Raw genomic sequence first — 13,105 nt, forward strand, 5'->3', positions numbered from 1 at the left:
GGACTCAACGAAGTGTATCAGTGCCTGTCGCCTGGCTGGCCTCTTGTTCTCGGCGGGCCACCCATTGTTCGATCAGTTCACGCAGTTGTGACAGCTCAACGGGCTTGGCCATATGCCCGTCCATGCCCGACAGGCGTGCACGCTCCTTGTGTTCGGCAAGGATATGCGCGGTCAGGGCGACCACTGGCGTGCGTTTGCGTTGGGTGTTGGCTTCCCAGGCGCGCAACTGCTGGGTGGCGGAAAAACCGTCCAGCACGGGCATTTCGCAATCCATCAGGACCAGGTCATAGCGCTGCGCTTTCATTGCCGTCAAAGCCTCTTCACCGTTGCTGGCCGTGTCGGGCTCCAGGTTGAGCTTGCCCAGCATGCCCCGAATGACCTTGGTCGAAATGCTGTTGTCTTCGGCAACCAGGATGCGAAAGTCGCTGGGCATCTGCAGTGGCTGATGGCTGAACGATGCGGCGTGCGGCAGGTGTGGCCCCTTGGCCCGCTGGCTGAGTTCCTCGGCCAGGGTCGTCTTGAGGGTATAGCCGGCCACAGGCTTGGCCAGGATCCGCTTGACCCCGGCGTTGCGCGCGATGATCTTGCTTGGCGCATTGCTGATGCCGGTGAGCATGATCAACAGGATGTCGTGGTTCAGGCTCGGGTCTTCCTTGATTTTGGCGGCAAGTTGCATCCCGGTCATGCCTGGCATGTTCTGGTCGAGCAGTACTGCATCGAAGTAGTCCCGCAGGTGGGCCTTGGTGCGCAGCAGGGCCAGCGCTTCCTTGCCTGATGGCACGGCACTGACGTTCATGCCCCAGGCACTGCACTGCTGTACCAGTACTTTTCGGCAGGTGTCGTTGTCATCCACCACCAGCACGCGGGCGTCACGCAACGGGCCTTCCAGGTCGGCGGCGGGTTGCTCCAGGCGCTGCGGATCCAGCGGCAGGGTTATCCAGAGGGTGTTGCCCTGATTGGGGCTGGTCTTGATGCCGAACTCGCCGTGCATCAAGGTGATCAACTGCTTGGCGATGACCAGGCCCAGATGCCCGCCCAGCTTGCTTTCGGAGAGGTAGTGCCGGCTGTTCAGCTCGGCTTGCAGCAAGGCATCGCGATCACTGTCGGCCATCGGTTGGCCGCTGTCCTGTACGGCAATGCGCAAGCGAGGGGTGTCAGTACGTTGGTCCAGGGCGATCACCAGTAGAATTTCGCCCTGATCGACCGTCTTCAGCGCATTCTCCAACAGGCCCAGCAGGGCCTGGCGCAGGCGTGTCGGGTCGCCACTGATAACCCGTGGGACTTGCGGCTGGGTGAAGCTGATCAACTCCACATTCTGCTGTTCGGCCTTGGCCCTGAAGATACCCAGGCAATCTTCGATCAGGGCATTGAGGTCGAACTGCACGTCGTCGAGTTCGATCTGCCCGGACTCCAGCTTGGAGATGTCGAGGATTTCGTTGATCAGGGTAAGCAGTTCGTTGCCGGCGCTATGAATGGTTTGTACGTAGTCACGCTGCTTGACCGACAGCGGAGTGCCCAGCAGCAGTTCAGTCATGCCCAGCACACCGTTCATGGGCGTGCGGATTTCATGGCTGATCCTGGCGAGAAACTCGGCCTTGGCGTTGACCTCTGCATTGCTCGCGGCCAATGCGCGGCTGGCACTGAAGCGCGCTTCTCTGATGGTACGCAAGCGCTCACTGACGGCCAGGTTCAGCAGCAAGCCACTGAGCGCGGTCAGCCCGAGCAGGATGAACAGTAACCATTGGGTCGGCGTACGTGTGAGCACCAGCAAGGCCGGGAGCACGACCAGGCAGCCGATGTTGAACACCAGCATGGCCAGGGTGAGCAGCCTGGCTGGCGCATACCCCTTGTAGCATTGATAGCTGGCCACCAACAGCATGCTCAGGCTGCCTAACGCCATCAGGGCGTAGGTCATCAGGTTCAGCGGCAGGGTATCGACAAACAGCAGCACCAGGCCGCAGAGGCTGATCAGGAGCAGGTCTGCCTGCAACAGGCGAGTCAGGCGAGGCTGATCGAAGCCATTGAAAAAACGAGCGGTAAAGACCAGGCCGCACAGCGTTGCCAACAGCGCTGTCAGGTACGCCGCAGGGGTTTGGGCAGAATGCCAGAGGTTGATCCAGGGGCTACCAAGGTTCAGCAGAATCAGTGCGCTGAACAGCATCAGGCCCTGATACGCGGCCAGCGCCAGGCTGGTGGTTGAGCGTGAATAGGCGAAACGGGCGAGGTTGTGCAGTATCAGCATGCCAATGCAACCGAACAGCAGGCCGAACATTACGGCTTCACGCTGGTCGGCGGCGGCTTCAGCAGCAGGTTGCAGGGTTATGTCGGGGCGCAACTGGTGTTCGGAAACCAGCCGTAGATAGACATCCAGTGGCTTTGCACTGTTGGGCAGTCGTAACAAGTGGTCACTGCTACGCAGCACGGGTTCGCTGGTGTCACCGACGCGGCCGTTGAGAGACTGCTTGAGCAGCACGTTGCCATCCAGCACATACAGATCAAGGCTGGACAAGTCCGGAGCGAAGACACGCAACAGTTGTTCGTTCTCGCCCGGGGGTAGCCGATAGTGCAACCACAGTGCGTGATTGGGGGCGGCAGCGTTGAGTCGGCTGATCTGGATAGGGCTGAACTGGTTTCGGTAGCGTTCGGAGCGTACATCGCTCAGTTGCAGGTTGGCTTGCTCGTCAAGCAAAACGGCCCAGCCACCGCTATGTTCGGCAGACGCCGGAAACAGGCAGAACAGGGTCAGCAGGCTGACGGTGAGGCCAATGGCAATCCTGAGCCAACGCACGACGAAATCCCTTCCTTAGCTGAATGCCGGGGTACCACTATGCGCGGCGGGCCGAGACGAAGGCAAGGCCCGCGCGGGGCCTTGTCGTCTGGTCGGGTACGCCAGGCGTACCCGTGGTCTCGTTTTACTGCTGATGTTCACCGCGCTCACGGGCAATGGCACGGTAGCCAATGTCGTTGCGGTAGAAGCTGCCTTCCCAGCTGATTTCACGGGCCAGGCGGTACGCTTGCTGCTGTGCGGCTTCAACGGTTTCGCCCAGCGCTGTGGCACAGAGTACACGACCGCCGGTGGCGACGATTGCGCCATCCTTGAGTGCGGTACCCGCGTGGAACACCTTGCCGGTCAGTTGGGCAGCAGCGTCCAGGCCGTGGATCGGTGCACCCTTGGTGTAGTCGCCCGGGTAGCCGCCAGCTGCCAGGACCACGCCCAGGCTTGGCTGCGGGTTCCACTGTGCTTCGACCTTGTCCAGCGCCTTGGCGAATGCGGCTTCGATCAGCAGCACCAGGCTCGACTCCAGGCGCAGCATGACGGGCTGGGTCTCCGGGTCGCCGAAACGGCAGTTGAACTCGATGACCTTCGGGTTGCCCGCTTTGTCGATCATCAGACCGGCATAGAGGAAGCCCGTGTAGACATTGCCTTCCTCGGCCATGCCGCGAACGGTCGGCCAGATCACCTGGTCCATGACCCGCTGATGCACCTCGGCGGTTACGACCGGTGCTGGCGAGTAGGCACCCATGCCGCCGGTGTTCGGGCCTGTATCGCCGTCGCCGACGCGCTTGTGGTCCTGGCTGGTGGCCATCGGCAGCACATTATTGCCGTCGACCATGACGATGAAGCTGGCTTCTTCGCCATCGAGGAATTCCTCGATCACGACGCGCGAACCGGCTTCACCGAAGGCGTTGCCGGCGAGCATGTCGCGTACGGCGTCTTCGGCTTCTGCCAGGGTCATGGCAACGATCACGCCTTTGCCCGCGGCCAGGCCGTCGGCCTTGATCACGATTGGTGCGCCTTTTTCGCGCAGGTAGGCCAGTGCCGGTTCGATTTCAGTGAAGTTCTGGTAATCGGCGGTCGGAATCTTGTGGCGTGCCAGGAAGTCCTTGGTGAACGCCTTGGAGCCTTCCAGTTGGGCGGCACCCTTGGTTGGGCCGAAGCAGTCCAGACCACGGCTGCGGAACAGGTCGACGACGCCAGCGACCAGCGGACCTTCCGGGCCGACGATGGTCAGGGTGACGTTTTTCTCGGCGAAGTCAGCCAGTTGCTCCAGCGCGGTGACGTCGATGGCGACGTTCTCGCACTTGGCTTCGGTAGCGGTACCGGCGTTGCCTGGGGCGACGAAGACTTTCTCGACGCGTGGGTCCTGGGCAACTTTCCAGGCCAGGGCGTGTTCACGACCGCCGCTGCCAATAATCAAAACCTTCATGTCAAAACCTCGATGACGCTAATTCTGGAAACTGCGGGAGCCAGCGTTGTGGCGATGGGCGCGTTGCAGTCCTGGGGACTGCACGCGGCCTGTATCGCTGACAACGCCGGCGCCTGAGCGCTTAGTGGCGGAAGTGGCGCATGCCGGTGAAGACCATTGCAATGCCGGCTTCGTCAGCGGCAGCAATGACTTCTGCATCGCGCATCGAGCCGCCTGGCTGGATCACGGCAGTGATACCCACTTTAGCTGCATTATCGATGCCGTCACGGAACGGGAAGAACGCGTCCGAGGCCATGACCGCGCCCTGCACCTGCAGGCCGGCGTGCTCAGCTTTGATCGCAGCAATGCGCGCGGAGTTGACGCGGCTCATCTGGCCTGCGCCAACACCGATGGTCTGACGGTTCTTGGCGTAGACGATCGCGTTGGACTTGACGAACTTGGCCACTTTCCAGGCGAAGATCAGGTCGTTGATTTCCTGTTCGGTCGGCGCGCGCTTGGTCACGACTTTCAGGTCGTTGGCCGAGATCATGCCATTGTCGCGGCTCTGCACCAGCAGGCCGCCGTTGACGCGCTTGTAGTCCCAGGCGGCAGCGCGCTCGGCAGGCCATTCGCCGCAGGTCAGCAGGCGCACGTTGGCTTTGGCTGCAACCACGGCGCGGGCTTCGTCGCTGACGCTTGGGGCGATGATCACTTCGACGAACTGACGCTCGACGATGGCTTTGGCGGTTTCGCCGTCCAGTTCGCGGTTGAAGGCGATGATGCCGCCGAAGGCCGACTCGGTGTCGGTGGCGTAGGCCAGCTCGTAGGCCTGGCGAATGCCGCCCTCAGGGCTGACAGCCACGCCGCACGGGTTGGCGTGCTTGACGATGACGCAGGCCGGCTTGACGAAGCTCTTCACGCACTCCAGCGCGGCGTCGGTGTCGGCCACGTTGTTGTACGACAGCTCTTTGCCTTGCAGCTGTACGGCCGTCGAGATGCTGGCTTCGGCTGGCTTGGCTTCAACGTAGAACGCCGCGCTCTGGTGCGGGTTCTCGCCGTAGCGCATTTCCTGGGCTTTGACGAACTGGCTGTTGAAGGTGCGCGGGAATTCGCTGCGGCCTTCGGTGGTCAGGGTTTGCGCCGACTGGTTGATGGTGCCCATGTAGTTGGCAATCATGCCGTCGTAGGCTGCGGTGTGCTCGAAGGCCTTGAGCATCAGGTCGAAACGCTGAGCGTAGGTCAGGCCGCCGGCCTTGAGGTTTTCCAGGACGCTGGCGTAATCGCTGGCGTTAACCACGATGGCGACGTCTTTGTGGTTCTTGGCCGCCGAACGCACCATGGTCGGGCCGCCGATGTCGATGTTCTCGATAGCGGTCGGCAGGTCGCAACCTGGCTTGGTGATGGTGGCTTCGAAGGGGTAGAGGTTGACCGCGACCAGATCGATCGGCTTGATCCCGTGCTGTTCCATGATCGCATCGTCGGTACCGCGACGACCGAGGATACCGCCGTGGATTTTCGGGTGCAGGGTCTTGACCCGGCCGTCCATCATTTCAGCGAAGCCGGTGTAGTCGGCGACTTCGACTGCAGCAACGCCGTTGTCCCGGAGCAGCTTGAAGGTGCCGCCGGTGGACAGGATCTCGACACCGAGTTGTTCCAGTTCGCGGGCGAATTCAAGGATCCCGGTCTTGTCGGAAACGCTGATCAAGGCGCGGCGGATCGGCAGGCGGGTGGTCTGGTCGGTCATTTCAGATTCCATAACGCGGTGGTTTCAGCAAAAAAGGCGACCTCATCGAATGGGAGCCGCCTTTTCTGGTTTGGATTCATGCTTAGAGCAGGTCGTACTGCTTGAGTTTCTTGCGCAGCGTGCCACGGTTGAGCCCGAGCAGTTCGCTGGCTTTGGTCTGGTTGCCCTTGACGTAGTTCATCACGCTTTCGAGCAACGGCGCTTCGACTTCCGAGAGCACCAGGTTGTATACGTCCGTGACGGCAGCACCCTCGAGGTGCGCGAAATAGTTGTGCAGCGCCTTCTCCACGCTCCCGCGAAGGGTCTGGCCCTCTTCGCTCGGGGTGTTGAGGTGCTGTTTCAGGTTGACGTTGTCGCTCACGGGCGTTGTTCCACTCACTAAAGTCTCGGTCATCATCGTCATGCGGCCACCCCTTGTCCGTCCTCTGTCTCAAGGCTTTGTTCACGTTCACGGAAAAAGGCGTGAACGTGGGCGCACTGCGCTTGCGTATCGTCCAAACGATTGAACTGGGCGCGAAACTCCTTGGCGCCCGGCAGCGTTGCCAGATACCAGCCGACATGCTTGCGGGCAATGCGTACGCCCATCACATCGCCATAGAAGGCGTGCAGCGCGGCCAGGTGCTCCAGCAGAATTCGTTCCACTTCATCCAACTGCGGTGCCGGCAAGGTTTCACCGGTGCGCAGGTAATGCTCGATCTCGCGAAAGATCCATGGCCGCCCTTGGGCAGCCCGGCCGATCAACAGGCCGTCGGCTCCAGTGGCGTTCAACACCACACGGGCCTTCTCTGGCGAGGTGATATCGCCGTTGGCAAAAACCGGTATCGACACCGCCTGCTTGATCGCCGCGATGGTGTCGTATTCGGCTTCGCCGGTATACAGGTCGGCGCGGGTGCGTCCATGGACCGCCAGCGCCTGGATGCCGGCCTGCTCGGCGATTTTCGCCACGGTCAGGCCGTTCTTGTTTGCACGGTCCCAGCCCGTGCGGATCTTCAGGGTGACAGGTACGTCCACCGCGGCAACCACCGCATGGAGGATTTCACTGACCAAGGCTTCATCTTTCAATAAAGCAGAGCCTGCGGCTTTGTTGCAGACTTTTTTTGCCGGGCAACCCATATTGATATCAATGATCTGGGCGCCAAACTCGACGTTGGCCCGGGCCGCCGCCGCCAGCATCTGCGCGTCACCACCGGCGATCTGTACCGAGCGTGGCTCGGGATCACCTTCGTGGATCATGCGCAGACGCGACTTGCGGCTGTTCCACAGGCTCATGTCGCTGCTGACCATTTCCGAGACAACAAGCCCCGCGCCCATGCGTCGGCAAAGCTGACGAAAAGGCTGGTCCGTCACCCCGGCCATCGGCGCGAGGATCAAGGCATTCTGCAGTGTGTAGGGGCCGATGCGTACCGCCGACATAGGAGTTCCCTGTTGTGGGGCCGGATCATTGGAGTTCGAAAAAGGGATCGCATGATACCCGCTCTCGATGACTGGATAAAGGTCGATTTGGATAAAATCTGAACAGCTATGAGCTTATTCCGACCGGTTACGAGGGCTCGGCAGGCGCCACGAATATGGCGCCGGAGCCCGGAATTACTCGGGCGAGCGGAAACTCAGGCTGTAATTGACGGCCTTTGGCCCCGGATCGAGGATGTCCAGTGCGATGTGAATAGGCGTCTGGCTGGGCATTTCCCCCTTGCCCGCCAATTCGCCACTGAGGTATTCGGCCGGCTTGAAGCGGCGACTGGCAATCAACTGGCCATTGAGGTCGGCGAAGCGCAGTTCCAGCAGGGGAAACGGCTGGGAGAAGGGAGCACGGTTGTAGATGATCGCGTCGACGATCAGTGCGCCAGTGAAATCCGGGTGGCTGCGGACCACCAGGTTGCTGCTCTTTATTCGAGCGATATCGACTTTTGACGGCACGTTGCAGCCCAATTGCGGGCACAGTTGCTGGAACCACGGGCGGTACTGATCCTGGCGAGCCAGTTCATCGAAGTGGTACGCAATGTACTGGGCGGCGAGGCCTGAGGCGGCCAGCAGGATCAACAGGCTCCAGAGCAGGCGACGGCCCCACGAGCTGCGTGGCTTTTGCCAATCGAGCTGCAAAGGGTCGTCTACCAGGTCAAGCAATGGCTCCTTGCGCGCGGGTCGACCGGACACTGCCCCCAACGCGGGTTCCTGACGTTCCTGTTCGACCGCTGGTGCTTCATCATCAGCATGCAGGGTGTCGTGTGCCGACAGACGGTCACCCGGCAGGTCGGGCTCATCGTCGTCGGCGCCATGCGCGCGGCGTGGCTCGTCATCGAAGTCGTTTGAGTCGAGCGACAGGGAGGGTTCTGTGCGCTCACCATGAGCCGGTTCGTGGTCTACCGGCTCATTGTCTATCACGGGGGGATGAGACGCTTCCTCCGCGGCTACGGGTGGCTCGTCTGCCGGGTTGCCGAACAGGTCATCGGCCAGTGGCGGTTCATCACCGTCGCGGCTGGCGCTGAGGCCGGTATCACGTCGTGCTGGCCCCTTGAGCTCGGTGATGGGCTGGATTTCGCGTTGTTCCAGGCGCGCCAGCTCTTCATCGAGGTCAAGGTGGTCGAGGTCCAGTTCGGCCGCGCGCCATTCCCGTTGGTTGATCGCCGGGGCTGGCGGATTTGCCGCCGGCGCGCTGAGCGGCGCAGGTGGCTGCTCGGTTTCGGCGGCTTTGTTCGCAGCCTGCTGCTCAAGCAGTTGGCGGGCAGCGTTGAACACTTGCAGACAGTTGCCGCAGCGCACCACACCGCGCGCCACACTCAGTTGAGTGTGGCTGACGCGGAAACTGGTCTGGCAATGGGGGCACTGGGTGACGAAACTGTCGGTCATGCGGCGATCCGAATTGTGCAAGCGTCCATTCTAGGTGCTCTTAGCGACGGCGACCACTGATACGCACCCAGCCATCGCGTTCGACGATTGGGTCCAGCTCGAAGTCATTGGCATAGGCGGCTGCGACCTCTGCGCCTTGCTCGGCGAGAATGCCGGACAGTGCCAGCAAACCACCAGGGCGAACCAGGCTGGAGAGTTGCGGCGCCAGCGAAACCAGTGGGCCGGCGAGGATATTGGCGACCAGTACCTCGGCCTGCATGGCGGGCATCTGCTCTGGCAGGTAGAGCGGGAAGCGTTCATCGGCGATGCCGTTGCGCCCAGCGTTGTCGCGGGAGGCCTCGAGGGCCTGCACGTCGATATCGGTACCGACGGCCTGGCGCGCACCGAGCAACAGTGCGGCGATGGCGAGGATGCCCGAGCCGCAGCCGAAGTCGAGGACTTCACGGCCTTGCAGGTCCTGGCCGTCCAGCCATTCCAGGCACAGCGCGGTGGTCGGGTGGGTACCGGTGCCGAAGGCCAGGCCCGGGTCGAGCAGCAGGTTGACCGCTTCGGGCTCGGGTGCGGCATGCCAGCTTGGCACGATCCACAGGCGCTTGCCGAAGCGCATTGGCTGGAAGTTGTCCATCCAGCTACGTTCCCAGTCCTGATCCTCGATCACCTCGGCGTGGTGCTCCGGCAGCTCGGCGCCGGTCAGCAGGCGCAGGTGGGCAAACACCGCGTCGGGCTCGGCATCGGCTTCGAACAGGGCCAGCAGGTGGGTGTGCGACCACAGTGGGGTGGTGTTGAGGTCCGGTTCGAAAATTGGCTGGTCTTCGGCATCCATGAACGTGACGGAGACGGCGCCGACTTCGAGCAGGGCGTCTTCATAGGTTTCGGCTTGTTCCGGGCTGATAGCCAGACGTACTTGCAGCCAGGGCATGGCGTTTACCTTTGGGAAATCTACAGGGGCAGCCAACGGCTGCGTCAAGCGCGCCAGTTTACATGAGTGCGAAGGGTTTGGCGTAGAGGGGATGCATCACCGGCAAGGCCGGTGTCTGCAGACGCGCAGGCACCGACATTGTTGGTGTGATTCAGCGTTTTGACGGCGAGACGATGATCTTCACGTTTTCCTCTTTATTGTTCACCAGCTCGTCAAAGCCGCGCCCGACGATCTGCTCCAGGTCGATACGCCCGGTCACCAGCGGGGTAATGTCCAGCCGCCCGTCGGCGATGAACGCGATGACGTCAGCAAACTCACCGTTGTATGCCAGGGCGCCGAGGACCTGTTTCTCGGTCGAGACCAGCTCAAAGAAATTGAATTCGCTCGGCTCTTCGAAGATCCCCACCAGTACGCACTTGCCCGCCTTGCGGAGGGTGTCGATGGCCAACTTGGCGGTGTGTTTGTTGCCGATGCACTCGAAGCTGACATCGGCACCCAAGCCGTTGGTCAGGGCACGGATCTCGGCCAGGGCATCGCACTCCTTAGGATCGAGCACTACGCTTGCGCCCACCTCCAGGGCCTTGGCCTTGCGTGCGGAGGACATTTCCAGGGCAATCACCTTGGCTGCGCCTGCCGCTTTGGCACACATGATGGTGCACAGGCCAATGGTGCCGGCGCCAACCACGACGACAGTCTGGCCAAGCAGGTTGCCGGCTTTCTTGACCGCATGCATGCCCACCGCCAGGGGCTCGATCAGTGCTCCGGCCTCCCGAGGGAAACCGGCCGGGAGTTTGTACAGCAGGTTGGCCGGTACGTTGACGCGTTCGGCGAATGCACCGTTGTTCATCAGCCCGGTAAAGGCCAGGCGCTCGCAGATGTTGTACAGGCCGTGGGTGCAGTAGTAGCAGGTGCCACAGTGCTGGCAGGCATCGGCGGCGACCGGGTCGCCGACGGCATAGCCTTCGACGCCGTCGCCGAGCTTGAGGATTTCGCCACAGAACTCGTGGCCGAGGATGCATTGGCCCTGGATGCCGGTCAGCGGGTGCGGCGCTTCGACCGGAATGAATACCGGGCCGGCCACGTATTCATGCAGGTCGGAACCGCAGATGCCGCACCAGTCCACTTTGATCTGAACCCAGCCCGGCGGTGGGTCGGCGGGCAGTGGTACGTCTTCGACGCGGATATCGTGGCGGCCATGCCAGACGGCGGCACGCATGCTAGCGGTGTTGGAAAGGTCGTTCATGGCGTTATCTCCCTGATTGCTCGACGGCCTGAAGGAATGCCAGCAGGCACTGGTTGACCTCTTCGGCGGCTTCCATCTGCAGCATATGCCCCTGGCCGGGGAGGATCTTGACCTGTGCCGGTAGACCGTCCACATGGGTGGCCGGGATGATTGCGTCTTCGGCGCCCCAGAGCAGCAGGCTCGGCTGCTGCTCGACCACCGCACGCAGGTCATGCCGTTGTTGGCCGTTCTCGCAGATCATTTGGGCCAGTTGTCGCAGCGCGCTGTCTACGCCTTCAAGGCGCTTGAACTTGAGCATGTCTTCGAGCATTTGCCGGGTGACCAGCCCGGGGTCGGAGAACAACTGCACCAGTTGCGGTTTGAGTGCGTTGCGGTTGCTGGCCTCGACAAAGCCTTGCAGGTAATCGGCATTGATTTCCCGGCCCAGGCCTGCGCTGGCCAGCAGGCTCAACGAATGCACCCGGGATGGCGCCAGGCGTGCCAGGTTCATTGCTACCGCGCCGCCCATGGAGTGCCCGGCCAGATGCACCCGTTCGATGTCCAGATGGTCGAGCAGGGCCAGTACGGTTTGGCTCAACTCATCCAGATCGCCCCGTTGCAAGGTCTTGCCGGACTCGCCATGACCGGGCAGGTCGAGGGCAATGACGCGGCGTTCGGCGGCCAGGCTCGGGTGATTGAACAGCCAGTTGTTCAGGTCGCCGCCAAAGCCATGCACCAGCACCAGGGGCGTGCCACCCTGGCCGAGCTCGAAATAGCGCAGGGTGCGCCCGTCCAGATCGATTTTCTGCGGTGCCGGGCCGCTGTCCTGTTCGCCATCGCCGCCGGGGACGAACGCCTCCTGGAAGCGCTGCACAACCTGATCGATGTCTGCGTCGCTGGCCTCGCCTTCGACCACCACCGCGAGCAGGGCACCGACCGGCAAGGTTTCGTCGGGCCGGGCGATCTGTCGGCGCAACACCCCGCTGAACGGGGCTTCGACGCTGCTGGAGATCTTGTCGGTCTCGACATCCAGCACTTCGTCGCCCTTGTTGATTTGCGCGCCTTCTTCCACCAGCCAGGCATCGACCCGGCCTTCGGTCATCGACAGGCCCCATTTGGGCATGGTCAGGGTGTGGATCTGGCTCATGCCGCCTTCCTCCCGGCCATGACCTTGTGCACCGCGGCTTCGATCTTCGCGGCTGTCGGGATATAGAGGTCCTCAAGGGCATCGGAGAATGGCACCGGTGTATGTGGTGCGGTGACCATTTCAATCGGCCCTTTCAGCGCGGCGAAGGCTTTTTGCGCGACCAGCGCGCTGATGTCGGTGGCCATGGAACAGCGCGGGTTGGCTTCGTCGATCACCACCAGACGACCGGTTTTCTCCACGCTTTCCAGAATGCTGTCTTCGTCCAGCGGGCTGGTGGTGCGCAGGTCGATGACTTCGCAGTCGATACCCTGGCGGGCCAGGCTGGCGGCCGCGTCCATGGCCAGATGAACCATACGCCCGTAGGTCACCAGGGTGATGTCGTCGCCGTCACGCAGGTAGTTGGCCTCACCGAACGGAATGGTGTAGAGCTCTTCCGGCACCTCGCCTTGCATGCTGTAGAGCAGTTTGTGTTCGCAGAAGATCACCGGATCGTTGTCGCGGATCGCCTGGATCAGCAGGCCCTTGGCGTCATAGGGCGACGATGGGCAGACCACTTTAAGGCCGGGGATATGTGTCCACAGCGAGGTGAGCATTTGCGAGTGCTGGGCGGCCGCACGCAGGCCCGCACCCACCATGGTTCGCATGACCAGCGGGGTGACCGCCTTGCCACCGAACATGTAGCGGAACTTGGCCGCCTGGTTGAGGATCTGGTCGAGGCAGCAGCCGGCAAAATCGACGAACATCAACTCGCACACCGGGCGCAGGCCTTGGGTGGCGGCCCCGACAGCGGCGCCGACATAGCCGATCTCCGACAGCGGGGCGTCCAGTACGCGCCCGGGAAATTGCGGGTACAGGCCTTTGGTTACGCCCAGTACGCCACCCCAGGCATCCTCGGCGCCGGGTGCGCCGGCACCGCCTGCGACGTCTTCGCCAATGATGAAAACGCTGGTGTCGCGACGCATTTCCTGGGCCAGGGCTTCATTGATGGCCTGCTGGTAAGTGATCTTTCTCGCCATGATGATTCTCCACGTATTCTTGT

The 13,105-nt window shown here is 62.1% G+C and carries 10 protein-coding genes; all 10 read right to left on the reverse strand.

The genetic code is table 11. From position 1 onward, the window contains the following. Positions 1–4 precede the first annotated feature (4 nt). The 10 genes from AB7M23_RS09010 to AB7M23_RS09055 all read right to left on the reverse strand — a co-directional run bounded on the left by AB7M23_RS09010 (position 5) and on the right by AB7M23_RS09055 (position 13,082). On the reverse strand, positions 5–2,788 hold the full coding sequence (locus AB7M23_RS09010) for a response regulator (RefSeq protein WP_454240644.1): 2,784 nt from the start codon (positions 2,786–2,788) through the stop codon (positions 5–7). 124 nt (positions 2,789–2,912) lie between these two features. Continuing rightward, the gene (gene purD, locus AB7M23_RS09015; protein ID WP_065757940.1) at positions 2,913–4,208 is read right to left on the reverse strand and encodes a phosphoribosylamine--glycine ligase; all 1,296 of its coding nucleotides are present in this window, start codon (positions 4,206–4,208) and stop codon (positions 2,913–2,915) included. Positions 4,209–4,329: 121 nt separating this feature from the next. Then, positions 4,330–5,931 (reverse strand): bifunctional phosphoribosylaminoimidazolecarboxamide formyltransferase/IMP cyclohydrolase, encoded by a 1,602-nt coding sequence (purH, locus tag AB7M23_RS09020; protein ID WP_065757941.1) that lies wholly within the window; start codon positions 5,929–5,931, stop codon positions 4,330–4,332. A gap of 82 nt (positions 5,932–6,013) precedes the next feature. Further along, a complete protein-coding gene (gene fis / locus AB7M23_RS09025) occupies positions 6,014–6,334 on the reverse strand; it encodes a DNA-binding transcriptional regulator Fis (RefSeq protein ID WP_003186237.1) in 321 nt (106 codons plus the stop codon). After that, a complete protein-coding gene (dusB, locus tag AB7M23_RS09030; RefSeq protein WP_065757942.1) occupies positions 6,331–7,344 on the reverse strand; it encodes a tRNA dihydrouridine synthase DusB in 1,014 nt (337 codons plus the stop codon). Before dusB ends, fis begins: the two co-directional genes overlap by 4 nt. A 174-nt stretch (positions 7,345–7,518) precedes the next feature. Beyond that, positions 7,519–8,778 carry a DUF3426 domain-containing protein gene (locus tag AB7M23_RS09035; RefSeq protein ID WP_454240645.1) on the reverse strand — a complete coding sequence of 420 codons (1,260 nt, stop codon included), beginning with the start codon at positions 8,776–8,778 and terminating at the stop codon, positions 7,519–7,521. 40 nt (positions 8,779–8,818) lie between these two features. Continuing rightward, entirely contained in the window at positions 8,819–9,697 is an 879-nt protein-coding gene (gene prmA, locus AB7M23_RS09040; protein WP_099773437.1) for a 50S ribosomal protein L11 methyltransferase, read from the reverse strand. A gap of 151 nt (positions 9,698–9,848) precedes the next feature. Next, the gene (locus AB7M23_RS09045; RefSeq protein WP_245704297.1) at positions 9,849–10,913 is read right to left on the reverse strand and encodes a 2,3-butanediol dehydrogenase; all 1,065 of its coding nucleotides are present in this window, start codon (positions 10,911–10,913) and stop codon (positions 9,849–9,851) included. Between the two features lie 31 nt (positions 10,914–10,944). Further along, positions 10,945–12,066 (reverse strand): acetoin dehydrogenase dihydrolipoyllysine-residue acetyltransferase subunit, encoded by a 1,122-nt coding sequence (locus AB7M23_RS09050; protein ID WP_454240646.1) that lies wholly within the window; start codon positions 12,064–12,066, stop codon positions 10,945–10,947. Then, positions 12,063–13,082: an alpha-ketoacid dehydrogenase subunit beta gene (locus AB7M23_RS09055; protein ID WP_409277273.1), complete on the reverse strand. Its 1,020-nt coding sequence runs from the start codon at positions 13,080–13,082 to the stop codon at positions 12,063–12,065. The genes AB7M23_RS09050 and AB7M23_RS09055 overlap by 4 nt, the downstream gene beginning before the upstream one ends. Positions 13,083–13,105 lie beyond the last annotated feature (23 nt).

The sequence above is a fragment of the Pseudomonas sp. HLS-6 TE3448 genome, assembly GCF_053629555.1.